This is a genomic window from Streptomyces sp. C10-9-1, from assembly GCF_024497955.1.
GTDB lineage: Bacteria > Actinomycetota > Actinomycetes > Streptomycetales > Streptomycetaceae > Streptomyces > Streptomyces sanyensis.
In genome coordinates, this window is sequence record NZ_JANHKP010000003.1 from 49,404 (window position 1) to 67,551 (window position 18,148).

The following is an 18,148-nucleotide window of genomic DNA, read 5'->3' on the forward strand; positions in this document are numbered from 1 at the left end:
CCCGCGCCTCCCGCCGGGGCGGCCCGCCCGCGAGGGCGTCCGGGCAGCACGCCCGGGAACTCAGAACAGCACGCTCATGAAGGTGCCGACCTCGCGGAATCCGACGCGTCGGTAGGAGGCCCGGGCGGGGGTGTTGTAGTCGTTGACGTAGAGGCTGACGACGGGCGAGACATCGGCCAGCGCATAGCGCAGGACGGCGGCCATCCCGGTCTCCGACAGACCGCGGCCCCGGTACTCGGGGGCCACCCACACGCCCTGGATCTGGCAGGCCCTGGCGGTCGCGGCGCCGATCTCCGCCTTGAAGACGACCTTGCCGTCCTCGATGCGGGCGAAGGAGCGCCCGGCGGCGACCAGCTCGGCGACGCGGGCCTGGTAGAGCAGTCCGCCGTCGCCGGCGAGCGGGGAGACGCCGACCTCCTCGGTGAACATGTCCACGCACGCGGGCATGATCAGGTCCATCTCGTCCTTGCGGATCCGGCGGACGCAGGGGTCGGGCTCGATGTCGTCCGGGACCTTCTCGGTCACCATCAGCGGCTGGTTGGGGCGGACGTCGCGGGCCGGTCCCCAGCTCGGTTCGAGCAGTTTCCACAGGGCGGCGGTGGGCTCGGCGGCCCCGACGATCGAGGAGCAGCGGCGGCCGGCCCGGCGGGCGCGGTCGGCGAAGGCGCGGACCGCGGCGGGGGTGGCGCAGATCGGCACCAGGTTGGCGCCCGAGTAGCACAGCGAGCGCAGCCGGTTGTCCTCGTACCAGCCCCAGAGCTCGCCGCCGAGGCGCCAGGGGTCCAGGCCGGCGACCTGGACGCGGGCCGTGACGAAAGCATTCTCCACGGGCGCGCTCTCCAGGACGGCGAGCGCCGCGCCGAGTTCGCCCGGGTCGAGGACCCGCGTGGTGGTCTGGGTCAACACAAGGGGCCTCACCATACGGTTTGCTGGTTCTGGCACTGTACCCGGAGCTTCGGCGGGGTGCCGATCGATCGGGGAAGGGAGCCCGGGCCGAGGGGTGCCCCGCAGGCGGCCGGCCCCGCAGCCGTCGGGCTGCGGGGCCGGTGGCACCGGGTCGTGCGGGGCCCGCCGGGGCGCCGCGTGGGCCGTGTCCTCAGCCGGCCACGGAGATCTGCGGTTCGCCGGAGGCGACGCCGTCCTTCTCCATCTGCTCGGCGATCTTCATGGCCTCGTCGATCAGGGTCTCCACGATCTTGGACTCGGGCACGGTCTTGATGACCTCTCCCTTGACGAAGATCTGCCCCTTGCCGTTGCCGGAGGCGACGCCGAGGTCCGCTTCGCGGGCCTCGCCGGGGCCGTTGACGACACAGCCCATGACGGCGACGCGCAGCGGCACCTCCATGCCCTCCAGGCCCGCGGTGACCTCGTCGGCGAGCTTGTAGACGTCGACCTGGGCGCGGCCGCAGGAGGGGCAGGAGACGATCTCCAGGCGGCGCTGGCGCAGGTTGAGCGACTCCAGGATCTGGATGCCGACCTTGACCTCCTCCGCGGGCGGGGCGGAGAGGGAGACGCGGATGGTGTCGCCGATGCCCTCGGACAGCAGGGCGCCGAAGGCGACGGCGGACTTGATGGTGCCCTGGAAGGCCGGCCCGGCCTCGGTGACGCCGAGGTGCAGCGGGTAGTCGCAGCGGGCGGCCAGCTGCCGGTAGGCGTTGACCATCACCACGGGGTCGTTGTGCTTGACGGAGATCTTGATGTCGTGGAAGCCGTGCTCCTCGAAGAGCGACGCCTCCCACAGCGCGGACTCGACCAGGGCCTCGGGGGTGGCCTTGCCGTACTTCTCCAGCAGGCGGCGGTCGAGGGAGCCCGCGTTGACGCCGATCCGGATGGGGGTGCCGGCCTCCCCGGCCGCCTTGGCGATCTCCCTGACCTTGTCGTCGAACTGCTTGATGTTGCCCGGGTTGACGCGGACCGCGGCGCAGCCGGCGTCGATCGCGGCGAAGACGTACTTCGGCTGGAAGTGGATGTCGGCGATCACCGGGATCTGCGACTTCCGGGCGATGGTCGCCAGCGCGTCGGCGTCGTCCTGGGTGGGGCACGCGACACGGACGATCTGGCAGCCCGAGGCCGTGAGCTCGGCGATCTGCTGGAGGGTGGCGCCGACGTCGGAGGTGCGGGTGGTGGTCATGGACTGCACCGAGACCGGTGCGTCACCGCCGACCGCGACGGAGCCGACCTGGATCTTCCGGCTGACCCTCCGGTCGGCGAGCTTCGTCGGAACGGACGGAATTCCGAGAGAAATTGCAGTCATCTGCTGTGCAACCCCAAGATGTGGATCGAGGTCCCGGCGTCGGCGGGCTCCAGACCCCGAGGTTACGGCACGGGCGTTCGGCCCGGCACATCGCACGCGGCGAGTCCACCCGATGGAGACGGCGGGCGCGGTGCGCGCCCGCCGCCCCCGGGCGGGTGGGGATCAGCTGATCTTCACCGGGTTGACGATGTCGGCGACCAGGACGAGCAGCGTGAAGCAGATGAAGATCCCGGCCACCACGTAGGCCACGGGCATCAGCTTGGCCACGTCGAAGGGCCCCGGGTCGGGGCGCCGGAACAGCCTGGCGAAGCCCCGCCGCAGCGACTCCCACAGCGCCCCCGCGATATGGCCGCCGTCCAGCGGCAGCAGAGGGAGCATGTTGAACAGGAACAGCGACAGGTTGAACCCGGCGAGCAGCATCATGAACGTGGCGACGATGTTCTGCGTCGGCATGTCGAGGTTCAGCACCTCGCCGCTGAGGCGGGCCGCCCCGACCACGCCGACCGGGGAGTCGTCCTTGCGCTCGCCGTCGCCGAAGGCCGCGTCCCACAGGTCGGGGATCTTGGTCGGCAGGGCGATGATCGCCTCGGCGCCGTTCTCGATCATGTCGCCCATGCGGTCCACGGAGTCGCCGAAGGACAGCGGCACGATCTCCGTGCGGGCGGCGAAGCCGAGGTAGCCCGCCGACTCGAAGCCCTCGACCACCTCTCCGTCGGCGTCCTTCTTGACGACCGTGTTCTCGATGAGCGTGGCCTGCAGCGTGCGCTCGGATCCGTCCCGCTCGACGGTGAGGGTGGCGGGGCCGATCGTCGCGCGGATGCGCTCGGAGAGGGTGGGCCAGTCCTCGATGGGCGTGCCGTTGAAGGCGACGATCCGGTCGCCCGCCTCCAGCCCGGCGAGCAGCGCCGGGGACTCGGGGTCGCCGGGCGCGCAGGTGTCGCGGTCCTCGCTCTGCTCGATGACGCACTTCTGCACCCCCGCGACCTCGGTGGTCTGGGTGGGGGTGCCGAAGGTCATCAGCACGCTCAGGAAGATCGCCACCGCGAGGACGAGGTTCATGAAGGGGCCGGCGAACATCACGACGACGCGCTTCCACGGCTTGCGCGTGTAGAACAGGCGCGTCTCGTCCCCGGGCTGGAGCTCCTCGTACGCCGCCGAGCGGGCGTCCTCGATCATGCCTCGCCACGGCGAGGTGGAGCGCGCCTCGATCCTGCCGTCCTCACCGGGCGGGAACATGCCGATCATGCGGATGTAGCCGCCCATGGGGATGGCCTTGATGCCGTACTCGGTCTCCCCCTTCTGGCGGGAGAACAGCGTCGGGCCGAAGCCGACCATGTACTGCGGCACCCGGATGCCGAACATCTTCGCCGTCGACAGATGGCCCAGCTCGTGCCAGGCGATGGAGATCAGCAGCCCCACGCCGAACAGCACTATGCCGAGGACCGTCAACAGAATCGTCATGCGCGAGCCTCCGCAGGCCGTTCACCGCCGCTGTGGGCGTACTTCGCTGCCGTCTCACGGGCCCGGACCCGGGCCCAGGCGTCCGCCTGGAGGACGTCCGCCACCGTGAGGGAGGTTCCGGGCGCGGGGGTGCCGTGCTCGGAGACCACCTCCGTGACCGTATCCATGATGGCGTTGAACGGCAGCCGTCCGGCGAGGAACGCCTCGACGCACTCCTCGTTCGCCGCATTGAACACCGCCGGAGCCGTGCCGCCCAGCCCGCCCACGTGCCGGGCGAGTCCCACCGAGGGGAAGGCGTCCTCGTCCAGGGGGAAGAACTCCCAGGTGGAGGCCGTGGACCAGTCGAAGGCGGGCGCCGCGTCCGGCACCCGCTCCGGCCAGCCGAGCCCGATGGCGATCGGCCCGCGCATGTCGGGCGGGGTGGCCTGGGCGACGGTGGAGCCGTCGGTGAACTCCACCATCGAGTGGACGTAGGACTGGGGGTGGACGACGACCTCGATCCGCTCGAAGGGGATGTCGTACAGCAGGTGCGCCTCGATGACCTCCAGCCCCTTGTTGACCAGGGTGGCGCTGTTGACGGTGATCACCGGACCCATGGCCCAGGTGGGGTGGGCCAGCGCGTCCTCGCGGGTGACGCCCTCCAGCTCGGCCCGCGTGCGACCGCGGAACGGGCCGCCGGAGGCCGTCACGACCAGCTTGCGGACGTCGGCGCGGGTGCCGGCGGCGAGTGCCTGGAAGAGCGCGGCGTGCTCCGAGTCCACCGGGATGATCTGCCCCGGCTTGGCGAGGGCCTTCACCAGCGGGCCGCCGACGATGAGCGACTCCTTGTTGGCGAGCGCGAGGGTGCGGCCGGCCTCCAGGGCGGCGAGGGTGGGTGCGAGGCCGATGGAGCCGGTGATGCCGTTGAGCACGGTGTGGCAGGGGGACGCGGCGAGGTCGGCCGCCGCGTCCGGGCCGGCCAGCACCTCGGGCAGCGGCTCGGTGCCGAACTGCGCGGCCAGCGCCTCGCGCAGGGCGGGCACGGCGTCCTCGCGGGCCACCGCGACGGTCCGGGCGCCGAGTCTGCGGGCCTGTTCGGCGAGCAGGTCCACCCGTCCGCCGGCGGCGGACAGCGCGGTCACACGGAAGCGGTCGGGGTTGCGCAGGACGAGGTCGATCGCCTGCGTGCCGATGGACCCGGTCGAGCCGAGGACGACGATGTCGCGCCGTCCGTGGGAGGCGTCGAACCTCAGATGCGGGTCGGCGAGGGGTGCTGGGCTGTCGCTCATCCCCCCATTGTGGCCGGTGATCCCCCGGCTCCGGGCGGCGCGCCCCCCGCACGGGCGCGCGCCGCTCCCTCCCGGGGCGCCGGGGCCCGGGAGGGAGGGGCCTCCAGGGGGGCGCGGGCGGGGCCCGGCCGGGAGGCGGTCAGCGGGCGCCGGCGGTCCCGGGGAGGACGCCCGGCGCGGGGTGCCCGGTCTCCCAGGCGGCACGCAGTGCGGCGAACTCCTGGTGGAAGCCGGGGAAGGTCTTCCGGACGCAGCCGGGGTCGTCGAAGGTGATCCCGGGGGTGCGCAGGCCCGTGACGGCGAAGGACATGGCGATGCGGTGGTCCGAGCGCGTGGCGATCTCGGCCGCGCGGGGGGTGCCGGGCCGGATGTCGATGTGGGCCGGGCCGGTGGTCGCCGCGACACCCAGCCGGGCGAGGTTCTCGGCGCAGGCGTCGAGCCGGTCGCACTCCTTGACCCGGGTGTTGGCCACGTCCTCGATGCGCACCGGGCCGTCGGCGTAGGGGGCGATGCCTGCGAGGGTGGGCATGGTGTCCGAGATGTCCCGCATGGCGACGGTCAGGCCGTGCAGCCGGCCGGTTCCGCGGACGGTGGTGGCGTCCGCGGCGACCCGCACGTCGGCGCCCATCCGGCCCAGCACCTCGACGAAGCGCAGGTCGCCCTGGAGGGCGCCGGTGCCGAGCCCCGGGACGGTGACCTCCCGCCCCGGGGTCAGGGCGGCCGCCGCGAAGAAGTAGCTCGCCGTCGAGGCGTCGGGTTCGACGGCGTAGTCCGTGGCGCGGTAGCCGCCGGGCGGCACGGCGAAGACGTTCCCCTCGCGCTGCACCTCGACGCCGAAGCTCCTCATCATCGCCAGGGTGATCTCCACGTACGGGGCGGAGACCAGGTCGGTGACGGTGATCCGCAGTCCCCTGCGGGTGAGCGGCCCGAGCATCAGCAGGGCCGTCAGGTACTGGGAGGACTCACCCGCGTCCAGGGTGAGGGCGCCGCCCTCCACACCCCGGGCGGCGACGGTGAGGGGGTGGTGCCCCTCGGCCCCCGGGTGCCGCAGGTCGGCGCCGAGGGCACGCAGCGCCCGGGTGAGCGGGCCCAGCGGGCGGCGGCGCATCTGCGCGGAGGCGTCGAAGCGGTAGGTGCCGCGGGACCCGGCCGCGGCGAGGGTCGGCAGGAACCGGGCGGTGGTGGCGCCGTCGCGGCAGTGGACGTCGGCCTCGGGGGCCGCGGGGCCCTCGGGGCGGCCCTCGACGCGCCAGACGGCGGGCTCGCGCTCGACCCGGTAGCCGAGGGCGAGCAGCCCCTCGGCGAAGCCCTCGGTGTCGTCGGAGGCGAGGGGGCGGCGGAGCGTGGTCGTGCCGTCGGCGGCCGCGGCGAGGAAGAGCGCGCGGGCGGTGACGGACTTGGAGCCGGGGATCTCTATGACGGTCACGTGCGCCCATCCTGCCGCGTGGGACGGGCCCGGGCGGGGGGTGTCCAGGGTGTGGACGCACCCCGGGACACGGAGGCGCCCCGCGCGCCGGGGCCACCGGGGGAGGGCGGGACGGCGCCCCGCCCTCCCCCGGGTCCGGGCCTTCCCGCCGGCCTCAGGGGATGGGGCGGTGCAGGTTCTCCCGCGACGTCGGCCCCGGGGTGGCGTCGGCGATCCAGGCGCCCTCGCCGCTCGGGTCGACGATCCCCTCCTCCAGCCAGGTGTACGTCCCCGACAGCACTCCCCTGACCACGGTGCGGTCGAGGTCGTCGGTGTTGGACCAGAGCCGGCCGAAGAGCTCCTCCACCCGCAGCCGGGCCTGGCGGCAGAAGGCGTCCGCGAGCTGGTACGCCTCGCGGCCGTGGTCGCCGGACGCCCGCAGGTGCTCGGCGCGCACACAGGCCGCGCTCATCGCGAACAGCTCCGCGCCGATGTCGACGATCCGGCCGAGGAAGCCCTGCTTGGTCTCCATCCGCCCCTGCCACCGGGACATGGCGTAGAAGGTGGAGCGGGCCAGCTTCCGCGAGGTGCGCTCGACGTACCTGAGGTGGACGGCGAGGTCGGGGTGGCCGGAGGGGCGGAAGTCCCCGTAGGCGCCGGGCAGCTGCCCCGGACCGGCGACCAGTCTGGGCAGCCAGCGGGCGTAGAAGGCGGCCGCGTTCGCCCCGGCCCTCGCCTTGGCCCCGACGGGCTTGTCGGGGTCGATGATGTCGCCGGCCACCGAGAGGTGGGCGTCCACGGCCTCCCGGGCGATCAGCAGGTGCATGATCTCGGTCGAGCCCTCGAAGATGCGGTTGATCCGCAGGTCGCGCAGCAACTGCTCGGCGGAGACGGCCCGCTCGCCGCGCGCGGCGAGCGACTGCGCGGTCTCGAAGCCCCGGCCGCCGCGGATCTGGACCAGCTCGTCGGCCATCAGCCAGGCCATCTCCGAGCCGTAGAGCTTGGCGAGGGCGGCCTCGATACGGATGTCGTTGCGGTCCTCGTCGGCCATCTGGGAGGCCAGGTCGACCACGGCCTCCAGGGCGAAGGTGGTGGCGGCGATGAAGGAGATCTTGGAGCCCACGGCCTCGTGGCGGGCGACCGGCCGCCCCCACTGCTCGCGCACCGCCGACCACTCACGGGCGATCTTCAGGCACCACTTGCCCGCGCCGACGCACATCGCGGGCAGCGAGAGCCGGCCCGTGTTGAGCGTGGTGAGGGCGATCCTCAGCCCGGCGCCCTCCGGCCCGATGCGGTCGGCTGCGGGGACGCGCACCCGGTGGAAGCGGGTGACGCCGTTCTCCAGACCGCGCAGGCCCATGAAGGCGTTGCGGTTCTCCACCGTGACGCCCTCGCTCGCGGCCTCGACGACGAAGGCCGTGATGCCGCCCGGGTGGCCCTCGCTCCGCGGGACCCGGGCCATCACGACGAGCAGGTCCGCGACCACCCCGTTGGTGGTCCACAGCTTGACCCCGTCGAGCACGTAGTGGTCCCCGTCGGGTACGGCGGTGGTGGCGAGCCGGGCGGGGTCGGAGCCCACGTCGGGCTCGGTGAGCAGGAAGGCCGAGATGTCGTGCCGCGCCAGGCGCGGCAGGAGGCGCTCCTTCTGCTCGTCGGTGCCGAAGAGCTTCAGCGGCTGCGGCACGCCGATGGACTGGTGGGCGGAGAGCAGGGCGCCGACGGCCGGGCTGACCGAACCGACGAGCGACAGCGCCTTGTTGTAGTAGACCTGGGTCAGGCCGAGACCCCCGTAGCGGGGGTCGATCTTCATGCCGAGGGCGCCGAGTTCGCGCAGGCCCTGGACGACCTCGTCGGGGATCAGCGCCTCGCGCTCGATGCGCGCGCCGTCGATCCGCGTCTCGCAGAAGCGCCGCAGCTTCGACAGGAACTCCTCGCCGCGGCGGACGGCCTCGCCGGTGGGCTGCGGGTGGGGGTGGATCAGGTCGAGGCGGAAGCGCCCCAGGAAGAGCTCCTTGGCGAAGCTCGGCTTGCGCCACTGCTGTTCGCGCGCCGCCTCGGCGACCTGGCGCGCCTCGCGCTCGGTCACCTTGGGTGCGCTCCCGGAGGCACCGGGGGCTGTCCCGGGGACGCCGGAGTCCGTGCCGATCGGCTTGTCGGGTGGGGCGGTCATGAGGCTCACCTCGCCGCGAGTCGGGGACGTGACCGGACGGGGTACCGGTCGGTCGCTACTCGTTCCTCGTACCCGATATCGCGGACGGCCACCAGCCCGGTGGCGCACCGGCGGTACGCCGGAGGCCGGTACCGGCCGATCGGGTGTCAGACGCCGGCCCGGTCCACCAGGTGCCCCAGGCGCTCGCGGAGGGCGGCCGGGGCGTCGGGGCGGAGGGTGCGGAGCGCCACCATGGCCGTCACGATCACGTCGCAGAGTTCCCGCTCCACGTCCTCCCAGCCGTGTGAGGCGCCCTTGCGGGGATTGGCGCCCAGCGCGCCGTGGAGCGCCTCGGCGACCTCTCCGAACTCCTCCCCGATCTTCAGCACGCGCAGCAGACGGATGTCACCGGAGGCCGCGGGGGCCGCCTCCGCGTCCAGCCAGCGGCGCAGCCGCTCCACGTGGTCCCACACCTCGTCCATCGGGCCCTCCTCGGCGGCGTCCGCCCGCGTCCCGCGGGCGGGGCGGAGGGCCAGCATCCCGCACGGGCGGGGCGCCCGGGGGCGGTGCGTCACCCCCGGGCGACGGCCGCATCCGGGTCCGGCCCCGCACGCGGGCGGCCGGAGCCCCCGCACAGTGGGCTCCGGCCGCGGTCTCACGATGCCTTCCGGCGGTGGTTCAGAGGGCCAGGCCGGTCAGGACGAGCACGCGCTCGTAGGTGTAGTCGTCCATCGCGTAGGCCACGCCCTCACGGCCGACGCCGGACTGCTTGGCACCGCCGTAGGGCATCTGGTCCGCGCGGTAGGAGGGGACGTCGCCGATGATCACGCCGCCGACCTCCAGCGCACGGTGGGCGCGGAAGGCGGTCCGGACGTCGTGGGTGAACACACCCGCCTGGAGGCCGTACTTGGAGTCGTTGACGGCGGCGAATGCCTCCGCCTCGCCGTCGACCCGGGTGACGCTGAGCACCGGGCCGAAGACCTCCTCGCAGGCCAGGGTGGAGTCGGCGGGCAGGTCGGTGAGGACGGTGGGGGCGTAGGAGGCGCCCTCGCGCTTGCCTCCGGTCAGGAGCCGTGCGCCGCCGCGGACGGCCTCGTCCACCCAGCTCTCCACGCGCCGGGCCGCGTCCTCGCTGACGAGCGGGCCGACGTCGGTGGCGTCCTCGGAGGGGTCGCCGGTGACCTGGGACTCGACGGCGGCGACGATCTTCGGCAGCAGGCGGTCGTAGACGCTTGCGTCGGCGATCACCCGCTGCACGGAGATGCAGGACTGGCCGCCCTGGTAGTTGGAGAAGGTCGCGATGCGGGAGGCCGCCCAGTCCAGGTCGGACTCGCTCGCCCAGTCGGAGAGGACGACGGCGGCGCCGTTGCCGCCGAGCTCCAGGGTGCAGTGCTTGCGCGGCACCGAGTCCATGATCGCGTAGCCCACCGGGCCGGAACCGGTGAAGGAGATCACCGGGAGCCGCTCGTCCTGCACCAGGGCGGGCATGCGGTCGTTGGGCACCGTCAGCACCGACCAGGAGCCGGCGGGCAGCTCGGTCTCGGCCAGCAGTTCACCGAGGACCAGCGCCGACAGCGGCGTGGCCGGGGCGGGCTTGAGGATGATCGGCGCGCCGACGGCGATGGCCGGGGCGACCTTGTGGGCGCTGAGGTTCAGCGGGAAGTTGAAGGGGGCGATCCCGAGGACCACGCCCTTGGGCACCCGGCGGGTGAGCGCCAGGCGGCCCTGGCCGCCGGCGTCGGTGTCGAGGCGCTGGGCCTCGCCGCCGTTGAAGCGGCGGGCCTCCTCGGCGGCGAAGCGGAAGACCGAGACGGCCCGGCCGACCTCGCCGCGGGCCCACTTGACCGGCTTGCCGTTCTCGGCGGAGATCAGACGGGCGATCTCCTCCGTGCGCTCGGCCAGGCGCCTGGAGACGTGGTCGAGGGCGGCGGCGCGCACATGGGCGGGCGTGGCGGCGAACTCGTCCACGGCGGCGTGTGCGGCGGCCACCGCCTCCTCGACCTGTGCCTCGGTCGGCACGGAGACGCTGCCGACGAGGCGGCCGTCCCAGGGGGAGGTGACGTCGAAGGCGGTCTCGCCGGTGGCCTGGCGGCCGGCGAGCCAGAAGGCGTGGGTGGAAGTCATCGTGCGGGTCCCGGCCCTTCCGAAGGAGTGGGGGTTGCTGCTTCTGTGGACACGGTAGGGCCGCGACCGGCTCCGGTCGTTTGTCCGCCGTGGAGTGGTGCGCCGTCCGCACTGGACCATTCGGCGGGTGCGGACAGGGGCGCCGCCCCCGCCGGAGGTTCCGTCCGCGGCGGGCCGCCGCGCCGCTCGGTGCTGACGATGAGGCACACACCCGTCACGACCACCGCACCGCCGAGGAGGACGGGCCAGGTCAGCGCCTCTCCGAGGACCAGCGCACCCAGGAGCACGGCGACCACGGGATTGACGTAGGCGTAGGTCGCCACCAGGGACAGCGGTGCCGTGTGCAGGAGCCAGGCATAGGCGGTGAAGGCGATCAGCGAGCCGAACACGACGAGGAAGGCGAAGGCGCTCCAGGACCGGGCCGAGACCTCGCCGAGGGAGAAGCCGCGGTGCTCGCCGCGCAGCAGCGCCACCGCGGCGCAGCCGAGTCCGCCCGCGACCATCTCGTAGGCGCTGGCGGCGAAGGGGTCGGAGGGCATCGGTATGCGGGACGAGGAGAACGAGCCCACCGCCCACAGCGCGGTGGCGGCGACCACGGTGAGCACGCCCGCGATGTGGACCGCGCCGCTGAGGCCGGGCAGGGTGAGCGCGGCGAGGCCCGCCAGCCCGAGGGCCACCCCGGCGTAGGCGCCGCGTCCGGGCCGGTCGCCGGACGCGCGGCGCAGCAGGACCACCCAGGCGGGGACGACGGCGATCAGGAGGGCGGTCAGTCCGGAGGGGACGGTCGTCTCGGCGAGGACGACGAGTCCGTTGCCGCCGAGGAGCAGCAGCAGGCCGACGACGGCCGCACCGGCCAGCTGCCGGGGAGCGGCCCGCAGGGCTCCCGGCCCCCGGCGCCAGGCGACGAGGCCCGCGAGGACCAGGCCCGCGACGACGAAGCGGCCCGCCGCCGACAGGAACGGGGGCATCGTCTCCACGACGATCTTGATGCCGAGGTAGGTCGAGCCCCAGACCACGTAGACGATGGCCAGGGCGATCCACACGGCGCCCCCGGTACGGCGGCGCGGTGCGCCGGGGGGCGGCGCCGTGGCCGTGCGCGAGGACGGACGGCGGGAGGCGGCAGGCTCTGCCGCGGGGCTTGTCATGACCAGGAGACTAGGATCCGAAGCCTCAAACGCCAAGAAATCTGCCCGAGTTCGGGCAGAAATCGCGCGTTCACTGCCCCGGGAGGCCATGGGCCGGCGATCCCGACCCGTCCGGCCTCGCCCCGTGGGACGGACGCCCCACGGCCGGCGCGGCGCCGGGCGGGCGGCCGCCGGTGCCCGCCGGGCGGGGCCGGGGCGGCGGACGCGGACCGGGGGCGCGCGCTCCCGGCCCGGGACCGGGAGCGGGGTGTCAGCGGCCCTCGCGCCGCTCGCCCGCCGTCTTCAGCGCGAGCCAGAGCTCCATGCGCACGTCCGGGTCGTCCAGGGAGCGGCCGAGGATCTCCTCCACCCTGCGCATCCGGTAGCGCAGGGTGTGCCGGTGCACCCCCAGGTCCGCGGCGGCGGCGTCCCACTGGCCGTGGTGCGCCAGCCAGGCGCGCAGCGAGGCGACGAGGTCCCCCCGTCCCGTGGCGTCGTGCTCGCGCAGTGCGCGCAGCGTCCCGTCGGCGAAGGCCCGGACCGCGTCGTCCGCGAGCAGGGACACGATCGACCCGGCCGCGAGCTCCTCGTGCTCCACCAGCGCCCGGCCCCGCCGCCTGGCCACGGACAGGGCCTGCTCCGCCTGCCGGTAGGCGGCGGCCGCGGCACTGGGACCCGCCGGGGCGGAGAGACCGACGACCACACCCGCCTCCTCGGCCTCCCGGTCGCCGTGGGCCCCGGCGCAGTGGGCGACGACCTCGCCGCCTTCCGGGGCCAGGACCACCATCCGGTCGTCGAGGTCGGGCACCGCGAGCACGGCCTCGCCCGCCCGGGCGGCCGCCGCCTCCACGGCCTCGGCGAAGGCCGCCGGGGGACGCCGCGGCTCGCGGCCGGAGGGATCCCCGGCCGGCTCGGCCAGCAGCAGCCGGAAGGGGGCGTCGAGCAACCCGCCGTAGAGGTCTCCGGCGACGGCGCGGGCGTGCTCGGACTGGCCGGCCAGCAGCATCCGCAGCACCGCGGTGCCCAGCCGCTGCTCCGCCGCCTGGAGGGTGCGCGAGCGGGCCGTCGCCAGGGTGAGCAGGGCGACCGCCGAGTGCACCGCGTAGCGCTCGGCGGTGCCCAGCGGCGCCGCCGTCCCCACGGCAAGGGCCCCACGCACCCTGCGCCCGGTTCCGAGGGACTGGAGTTCCACCCGGTCCTCGCCCGTGTCCGCGCCGACGACCGCGCTTGCGGGGGCGGTGCGCTCGCGCAGCCGGGCGACGTCGCCCGCATACCGGCCGGCCCGGCGGGCGGCCCAGTCGGGAGCGGCGGCGACGACGGCGCCGGAGGCGTCGTACAGGGCCGCCCAGCCGTCGATATGGGCGGCGAGCCGCGCCACGATGCCGTCCGGGCCCTCTGCGAGCGCGGCCCGGGTCATCTCCCGCTGCACCTCGAACCCCGCCGTGACCGCACGGTACGTCTCGGCGGCGATGGCCGCGGAGACCGCCTTGGCGATGGCCAGGAAGGGGGTGCGGCGCGGGACCGCCAGCAGCGGCAGCCCTTCGGCCTCGGCCGCCTCCACCAGCGCCTCGGGCACGTCCTCGTAGAAGACGCCCACCGCGAAGCCCAGGCCCACGACGCCGGCGCCGACCAGGCGGCGCACGTAGCGGCGCATGGCCTCGCGGTCCTCGGCGTCCAGGTTCATGGCGGTGACCAGCAGCAGCTCCCCGCCCTCCATGTACGGCACGGGGTCGGCGAGCTCGCTGACATGCGCCCAGCGCACGGGGGTGTCCAGCCGGTCCTGGCCGGCGCGCACGGCGAGCTTGAGCGCCGAGTGCTGGACGAGCGAGGCGAGTGTGGGCGGCATGGACCGGGGGCCCTTCGAACGGGAGCACGGGATTGCGCCGTCCCGTATGAACGGCTCGGCTCGATTCTGCCAGGGTGTCGCACTCCCGCCCCCGCTCGGCGGGGGCCCGGGGCGGGAGGCGGCGGGGCGCCTCAGGTGCGCAGGTCGACCAGGAGCGGTGGCGCGTGCTCTCCCGCGACGCTGGCGAGCGAGAGCACCGCGTGCCCGGCGGGCACCGCGTGGGCCAGGTCCGAGGCGGACCAGCGCGCCCGCTCCACCTCGCGGACGGTGACCGCCTGCGCGGTGACGGCCTTGCCGGTGACCAGGCGGCGCATCGTGTGCAGCGCCTTGGTCAGGGGCTCGTCCACGACGATCTGGCGGTCGGTGACATCCCGCGTCTGCACCCACTCGGTGCCCCAGGTGTCGGCGAAGCGGCCGCCGTCCCAGGGGGCGAGCCCCGCGAAGGCCATCCGGCAGCCGACCGCGCCGAGCAGCGGCCCGCGCAGCGGCTCGGGCACGTCCTCCAGGGAGCGCAGCGCCAGCACCACGCCCGCGTTGGCCCCGCGCAGCCGCTGGAGCGCGCGGACCGACTCGGCGGTCACGGTGGAGGAGGCGTCGTCCAGGACGAGGCAGGCGAAGAGCGAGCGGTCCTCCCGGCCGAGGACGGCCTCGGTGAACTGGGCCAGCACCAGGCGCGCGATGATCCGGGACGCCTCCGCGTGGCCCCGCTCGGGGAGGTCGACGCGCACCCGCAGGGGGTGCTCCACGGCCCGGAGGGAGAACGGCCGGCCGCCGCCGTCGGTGCGGAAGGAGCCGGCGAAGGCCGGGCGGTCGAGGAAGGCGATGCGCTCCGCCAGCAGGACGCCGATGTCGTCCGCGCGGGCCGACTGGCGCTCGCGGGCGTCCAGCTCGCGCAGCTGGGCGGCCTCGCCCGCGGCCTGGAGCGCGGTGCGCAGCTCCCGGAGCGCGGCCGGGGCTCCGCCCAGCAGCTCGCGCAGGTCCGGCACGGCGGGGAAGCGCCCGTGGACGCACCGGTAGGGGCCGATGAGCTGGGCGAGTGCGGTGGCGGCGCGGCGGCTGTCGCCGCCCGGCAGGGCGGCCGCGAGGTCGCCGACCAGCGCCTCGGCGAGTCCGCGGGCGGCCTCGTCGGGGTCCTCGGCTCCGCCGTAGAGGTCCAGGTCGTGGGTGGAACCCGGGTCTCCCGGGGAGACGACCAGGTCGAAGCAGTGGTCCGGGGCGAGGCCGGAGCCCTGGGCGGTCACGGTGACCACGGCCGCCCGGTTGGCCAGGGCGAGCAGGCACAGCGACTCCACGACGGGCCTGACCAGGCGGACGCTCTTGCCGCAGCCCGACGGGCCGACGGCGAGCAGCGAGGTGCCGAGCAGGGCGGGCTCCAGGGCGAGCCCGGTGGTCCGGCGGGCATAGGGGTTGCGGGGGTCGTCGGCGACCGTGCCGATGCGCACCTGCCCGGTGGCCAGGTCGTGGGCGGCGGTGCGGGCGGGCAGGTCGCGCAGGCCCGAGGGGTGGGCACAGGCCGCGGGGCCGTGGCGGCGCACGGTGTCGGCGAAGGCGGCGATCCGGTCGGGGCGGGCCTGGACGCCCTGCCAGGCGCGGCGGATACGGGCGTAGTCGACGTCGCCGAGGGCCCCCGAACGGGTGGCGGCGGCGAGCGTGGCGGCGGCCTCCGGCAGGCCGGCCCGGTGGATCTCGGGCCATTCCACGGGGTCGGCCTCGGGCGGCGGCGGTGCGGCGGCCCCCCGGCGGGCGGCCAGGCGGCGGCGGACGGCGGGCCAGGAGCCGGCCCGGCCGACCGCGGCCACCAGCGCCACGGCAAGCAGGAGGTAGTAGGCGTTGGAGACCCACAGCAGCCAGGAGGTGCGGGGCATCTCCCGCCAGACGCCGGGGAGCAGGACGAACAGGGGCCACAACGGCACCCCGTACCGCTGCCACACCTCGCGCCAGTTGCCCACCTTGCCGAACAGGTGCGCGAAGAGGGAGAGGATGAGGGCGTAGTAGAGGTAGATGACGACGACGAACAGCTCGGCGAAGGAGCTGGTGCCCGAACGCCACTCCTCGGGCACCACCCACAGCATGGGCAGCAGCCACCAGTCGTCGACGAAGATCCACCAGCCTTCGAGGTACCCGTTCCACAGCAGGGACCAGACGAGCCAGCCGCACAGGTAGGCGATGAAGGCGCCGCTGAACAGCTGGCGCGCGGGGACGGCCTCGGGCTCCTCGGCGGGCCGCTCGTGGTGGCCGAACCGCCAGACGCCGGGAGCCGCCTCGGGCCTGCGGGTGCGCAGCCACTCCACGACCCCGGGCCGGGTGGCGGGCGCCCGGGAGGGGCGGGCCGGGACGCCCGGAGGCAGCTGCGGCGGCGGTCCCGCCGGACGGGGCACGGGATGGGCGCGGGTGCCCCGCGCGTCGAAAGTGCCTTCGGATTCCATGAACCGCTGCCCCCTGACCAGCCAGGCCCGCATCTGTGCACCCGTCAATCTAGTGCCCCCGGGCGGGCAGTCCACCGATTCCCCGGGGCTCCGGCGCTCCCGCGCCGCACGGAAGGGGGCGTACCGGGCGCGGGAGGGGCCGCGTCCCCCGTGGCACCGCGTGCCCGGGCGGGAGTGCCCGGCGCAGGAGGGCGGGCACCGGACCGCGGGACCGCCGCACCGGGGCGGCGGCTCCCGGCACCCCGCGGCCCGAACGGGCGCGGGTCGGCGCAGCGACGGGACGGCTCAGAGACAGACGGCGCGGGGCGGCGCGGGGCGGGGCGGCGCGGGGCGGCCGGGCCCCCTCGCCACCGGGCCACGCCCGCCCGGGTATGTCCGCGGCGGACAACGACACACCCCCAACACTCCCGAACGGCGCATGCCCGGTCCGCTCCGGCGGACCTAGCCTGCGGGAAGACAGCAAGCGTCCGCAAGAACCCCCCAGGAGCCCCGCATGACCGCCATCCCGCAGGAGCGCCGCGTCGTCACCGCCATCCCCGGCCCGAAGTCGCAGGAGCTTCAGGCCCGCCGCACGGCCACGGTCGCCGGCGGCGTGGGGTCCGTGCTGCCCGTCTTCACGGCGCGCGCGGGCGGCGGGATCATCGAGGACGTCGACGGCAACCGCCTGATCGACTTCGGCTCCGGCATCGCCGTGACCTCCGTGGGCGCCTCGGCCGAGGCGGTCGTGCGGCGCGCCTCCGCCCAGCTCGCCGACTTCACCCACACCTGCTTCATGGTCACCCCCTACGAGGGCTACGTGGAGGTCTGCGAGGCCCTCGCGGAGCTGACCCCGGGAGACCACGCCAAGAAGTCGGCGCTGTTCAACTCGGGCGCCGAGGCCGTGGAGAACGCGGTGAAGATCGCCCGCGCCCACACCGGGCGCCAGGCGGTCGTGGTCTTCGACCACGGCTACCACGGCCGCACCAACCTGACGATGGCGCTCACGGCGAAGAACATGCCGTACAAGCAGGGCTTCGGTCCGTTCGCGCCCGAGGTGTACCGCGTGCCGGTGGCCTACGGCTACCGCTGGCCGACCGGCCCGGACAACTGCGGCCCCGAGGCCGCCGCGCAGGCCGTCGACCAGATCAGTAAGCAGGTCGGCGCCGGGAACGTGGCCGCGATCATCATCGAGCCGGTCCTCGGCGAGGGCGGTTTCATCGAGCCGGCCAAGGGCTTCCTCCCCGCGATCGCCCAGTTCGCCAAGGACAACGGCATCGTGTTCGTCGCCGACGAGATCCAGTCCGGCTTCTGCCGCACCGGCCAGTGGTTCGCCTGCGAGGACGAGGGGGTCGTCCCCGACCTGATCACCACGGCCAAGGGCATCGCCGGTGGTCTGCCGCTGGCCGCCGTCACCGGCCGGGCCGAGATCATGGACGCCCCGCACGCCGGCGGCCTGGGCGGAACCTACGGCGGCAACCCGGTGGCCTGCGCCGGAGCGCTCGGCGCGATCGAGACCATGAAGGAACTCGACCTCAACGGCCGGGCCCGGCGCATCGAGGAGCTCATGAAGGGCCGCCTCGCCGCCATGCAGGAGAAGTACGGGATCATCGGTGACATCCGCGGCCGCGGCGCCATGATCGCCATCGAGCTGGTGAAGGACCCGGCTTCCAAGGAGCCGCACCCCGAGGCCGCCGCCGCGCTGGCCAAGGCGTGCCACGCCGAGGGCCTGCTGGTACTGACCTGCGGCACCTACGGCAACGTGCTGCGCTTCCTGCCGCCGCTGGTGATCGGCGAGGACCTGCTGAACGAGGGCCTGGACATCATCGAGCAGGCGTTCGCCGCCGTCTGAGGTGCTCCGGTGAGGGCGGGGACGGCGCTGTGAAGAAGGTGTGGGGGGCCGATGGCGGGATGGGAATCCGGCTGTCGGGCCCCCTGCGGCTGTCGTACGGTTCCGGCAGATGAGTGAGACACCCCGCCCGGGCGAGAGCCCGGACGGCACCCGGGCCGAGCCTCCCCAGGCCCGTTCCGGGCGTGCCACCGCGCACACCCCCGGAGCCCTGTGCTCCGGAACTCCTCACCGATCGGACGGCCGCCCGCCCCACACCCCCCGGG

Annotated in this window: 12 protein-coding genes; 1 reads left to right on the forward strand and 11 read right to left on the reverse strand. The window is 74.6% G+C overall.

All coding sequences use genetic code 11. The annotated features are described in order from the left end of the window. Positions 1 to 60 precede the first annotated feature (60 nt). The 11 genes from NPS70_RS04780 to NPS70_RS04830 form a co-directional block, all read right to left on the reverse strand. Entirely contained in the window at positions 61 to 921 is an 861-nt protein-coding gene (locus NPS70_RS04780) for a GNAT family N-acetyltransferase (protein ID WP_256522744.1), read from the reverse strand. 175 nt (positions 922 to 1,096) lie between these two features. After that, positions 1,097 to 2,254 (reverse strand): flavodoxin-dependent (E)-4-hydroxy-3-methylbut-2-enyl-diphosphate synthase, encoded by a 1,158-nt coding sequence (gene ispG / locus NPS70_RS04785; RefSeq protein WP_256522745.1) that lies wholly within the window; start codon positions 2,252 to 2,254, stop codon positions 1,097 to 1,099. Between the two features lie 162 nt (positions 2,255 to 2,416). Further along, on the reverse strand, positions 2,417 to 3,715 hold the full coding sequence (locus tag NPS70_RS04790) for an RIP metalloprotease (RefSeq protein ID WP_256522746.1): 1,299 nt from the start codon (positions 3,713 to 3,715) through the stop codon (positions 2,417 to 2,419). Beyond that, positions 3,712 to 4,983, reverse strand: coding sequence for a 1-deoxy-D-xylulose-5-phosphate reductoisomerase (gene dxr, locus NPS70_RS04795; protein WP_256522747.1), 1,272 nt, complete (start codon positions 4,981 to 4,983; stop codon positions 3,712 to 3,714). Before dxr ends, NPS70_RS04790 begins: the two co-directional genes overlap by 4 nt. Positions 4,984 to 5,122: 139 nt before the next feature. Further along, complete coding sequence (gene aroA / locus NPS70_RS04800) at positions 5,123 to 6,409, reverse strand: 3-phosphoshikimate 1-carboxyvinyltransferase (RefSeq protein ID WP_256522748.1); 1,287 nt, start codon at positions 6,407 to 6,409, stop codon at positions 5,123 to 5,125. Positions 6,410 to 6,563: 154 nt separating this feature from the next. After that, entirely contained in the window at positions 6,564 to 8,558 is a 1,995-nt protein-coding gene (locus NPS70_RS04805) for an acyl-CoA dehydrogenase family protein (RefSeq protein WP_256522749.1), read from the reverse strand. 146 nt (positions 8,559 to 8,704) lie between these two features. Next, entirely contained in the window at positions 8,705 to 9,019 is a 315-nt protein-coding gene (locus NPS70_RS04810) for a MazG-like family protein (protein WP_256522750.1), read from the reverse strand. A gap of 196 nt (positions 9,020 to 9,215) precedes the next feature. Continuing rightward, positions 9,216 to 10,661: an aldehyde dehydrogenase family protein gene (locus NPS70_RS04815; protein WP_256522751.1), complete on the reverse strand. Its 1,446-nt coding sequence runs from the start codon at positions 10,659 to 10,661 to the stop codon at positions 9,216 to 9,218. Beyond that, on the reverse strand, positions 10,658 to 11,806 hold the full coding sequence (locus NPS70_RS04820) for an EamA family transporter (RefSeq protein ID WP_256522752.1): 1,149 nt from the start codon (positions 11,804 to 11,806) through the stop codon (positions 10,658 to 10,660). Before NPS70_RS04820 ends, NPS70_RS04815 begins: the two co-directional genes overlap by 4 nt. Positions 11,807 to 12,056: 250 nt before the next feature. Next, on the reverse strand, positions 12,057 to 13,631 hold the full coding sequence (locus tag NPS70_RS04825) for a PucR family transcriptional regulator (protein ID WP_256522753.1): 1,575 nt from the start codon (positions 13,629 to 13,631) through the stop codon (positions 12,057 to 12,059). Positions 13,632 to 13,762: 131 nt separating this feature from the next. Further along, positions 13,763 to 16,057 (reverse strand): ATP/GTP-binding protein, encoded by a 2,295-nt coding sequence (locus tag NPS70_RS04830; RefSeq protein ID WP_256522754.1) that lies wholly within the window; start codon positions 16,055 to 16,057, stop codon positions 13,763 to 13,765. 493 nt (positions 16,058 to 16,550) lie between these two features. On the opposite strand from NPS70_RS04830, the gene gabT reads away from it, so the two are divergent. Beyond that, positions 16,551 to 17,885: a 4-aminobutyrate--2-oxoglutarate transaminase gene (gabT, locus tag NPS70_RS04835; RefSeq protein WP_256522755.1), complete on the forward strand. Its 1,335-nt coding sequence runs from the start codon at positions 16,551 to 16,553 to the stop codon at positions 17,883 to 17,885. The last annotated feature ends 263 nt before the right edge of the window (positions 17,886 to 18,148 follow it).

Bases quoted from the DNA above. Each gene is read 5' to 3' on its own strand.
- NPS70_RS04780 (WP_256522744.1), bottom strand. From the start codon at position 921: ATGGTGAGGCCCCTTGTGTTGACCCAGACCACCACGCGGGTCCTCGAC.
- ispG (WP_256522745.1), bottom strand. From the start codon at position 2,254: ATGACTGCAATTTCTCTCGGAATTCCGTCCGTTCCGACGAAGCTCGCC.
- NPS70_RS04790 (WP_256522746.1), bottom strand. From the start codon at position 3,715: ATGACGATTCTGTTGACGGTCCTCGGCATAGTGCTGTTCGGCGTGGGG.
- dxr (WP_256522747.1), bottom strand. From the start codon at position 4,983: ATGAGCGACAGCCCAGCACCCCTCGCCGACCCGCATCTGAGGTTCGAC.
- NPS70_RS04805 (WP_256522749.1), bottom strand. From the start codon at position 8,558: ATGACCGCCCCACCCGACAAGCCGATCGGCACGGACTCCGGCGTCCCC.
- NPS70_RS04810 (WP_256522750.1), bottom strand. From the start codon at position 9,019: ATGGACGAGGTGTGGGACCACGTGGAGCGGCTGCGCCGCTGGCTGGAC.
- NPS70_RS04815 (WP_256522751.1), bottom strand. From the start codon at position 10,661: ATGACTTCCACCCACGCCTTCTGGCTCGCCGGCCGCCAGGCCACCGGC.
- NPS70_RS04820 (WP_256522752.1), bottom strand. From the start codon at position 11,806: ATGACAAGCCCCGCGGCAGAGCCTGCCGCCTCCCGCCGTCCGTCCTCG.
- NPS70_RS04825 (WP_256522753.1), bottom strand. From the start codon at position 13,631: ATGCCGCCCACACTCGCCTCGCTCGTCCAGCACTCGGCGCTCAAGCTC.
- NPS70_RS04830 (WP_256522754.1), bottom strand. From the start codon at position 16,057: ATGGAATCCGAAGGCACTTTCGACGCGCGGGGCACCCGCGCCCATCCC.
- gabT (WP_256522755.1), top strand. From the start codon at position 16,551: ATGACCGCCATCCCGCAGGAGCGCCGCGTCGTCACCGCCATCCCCGGC.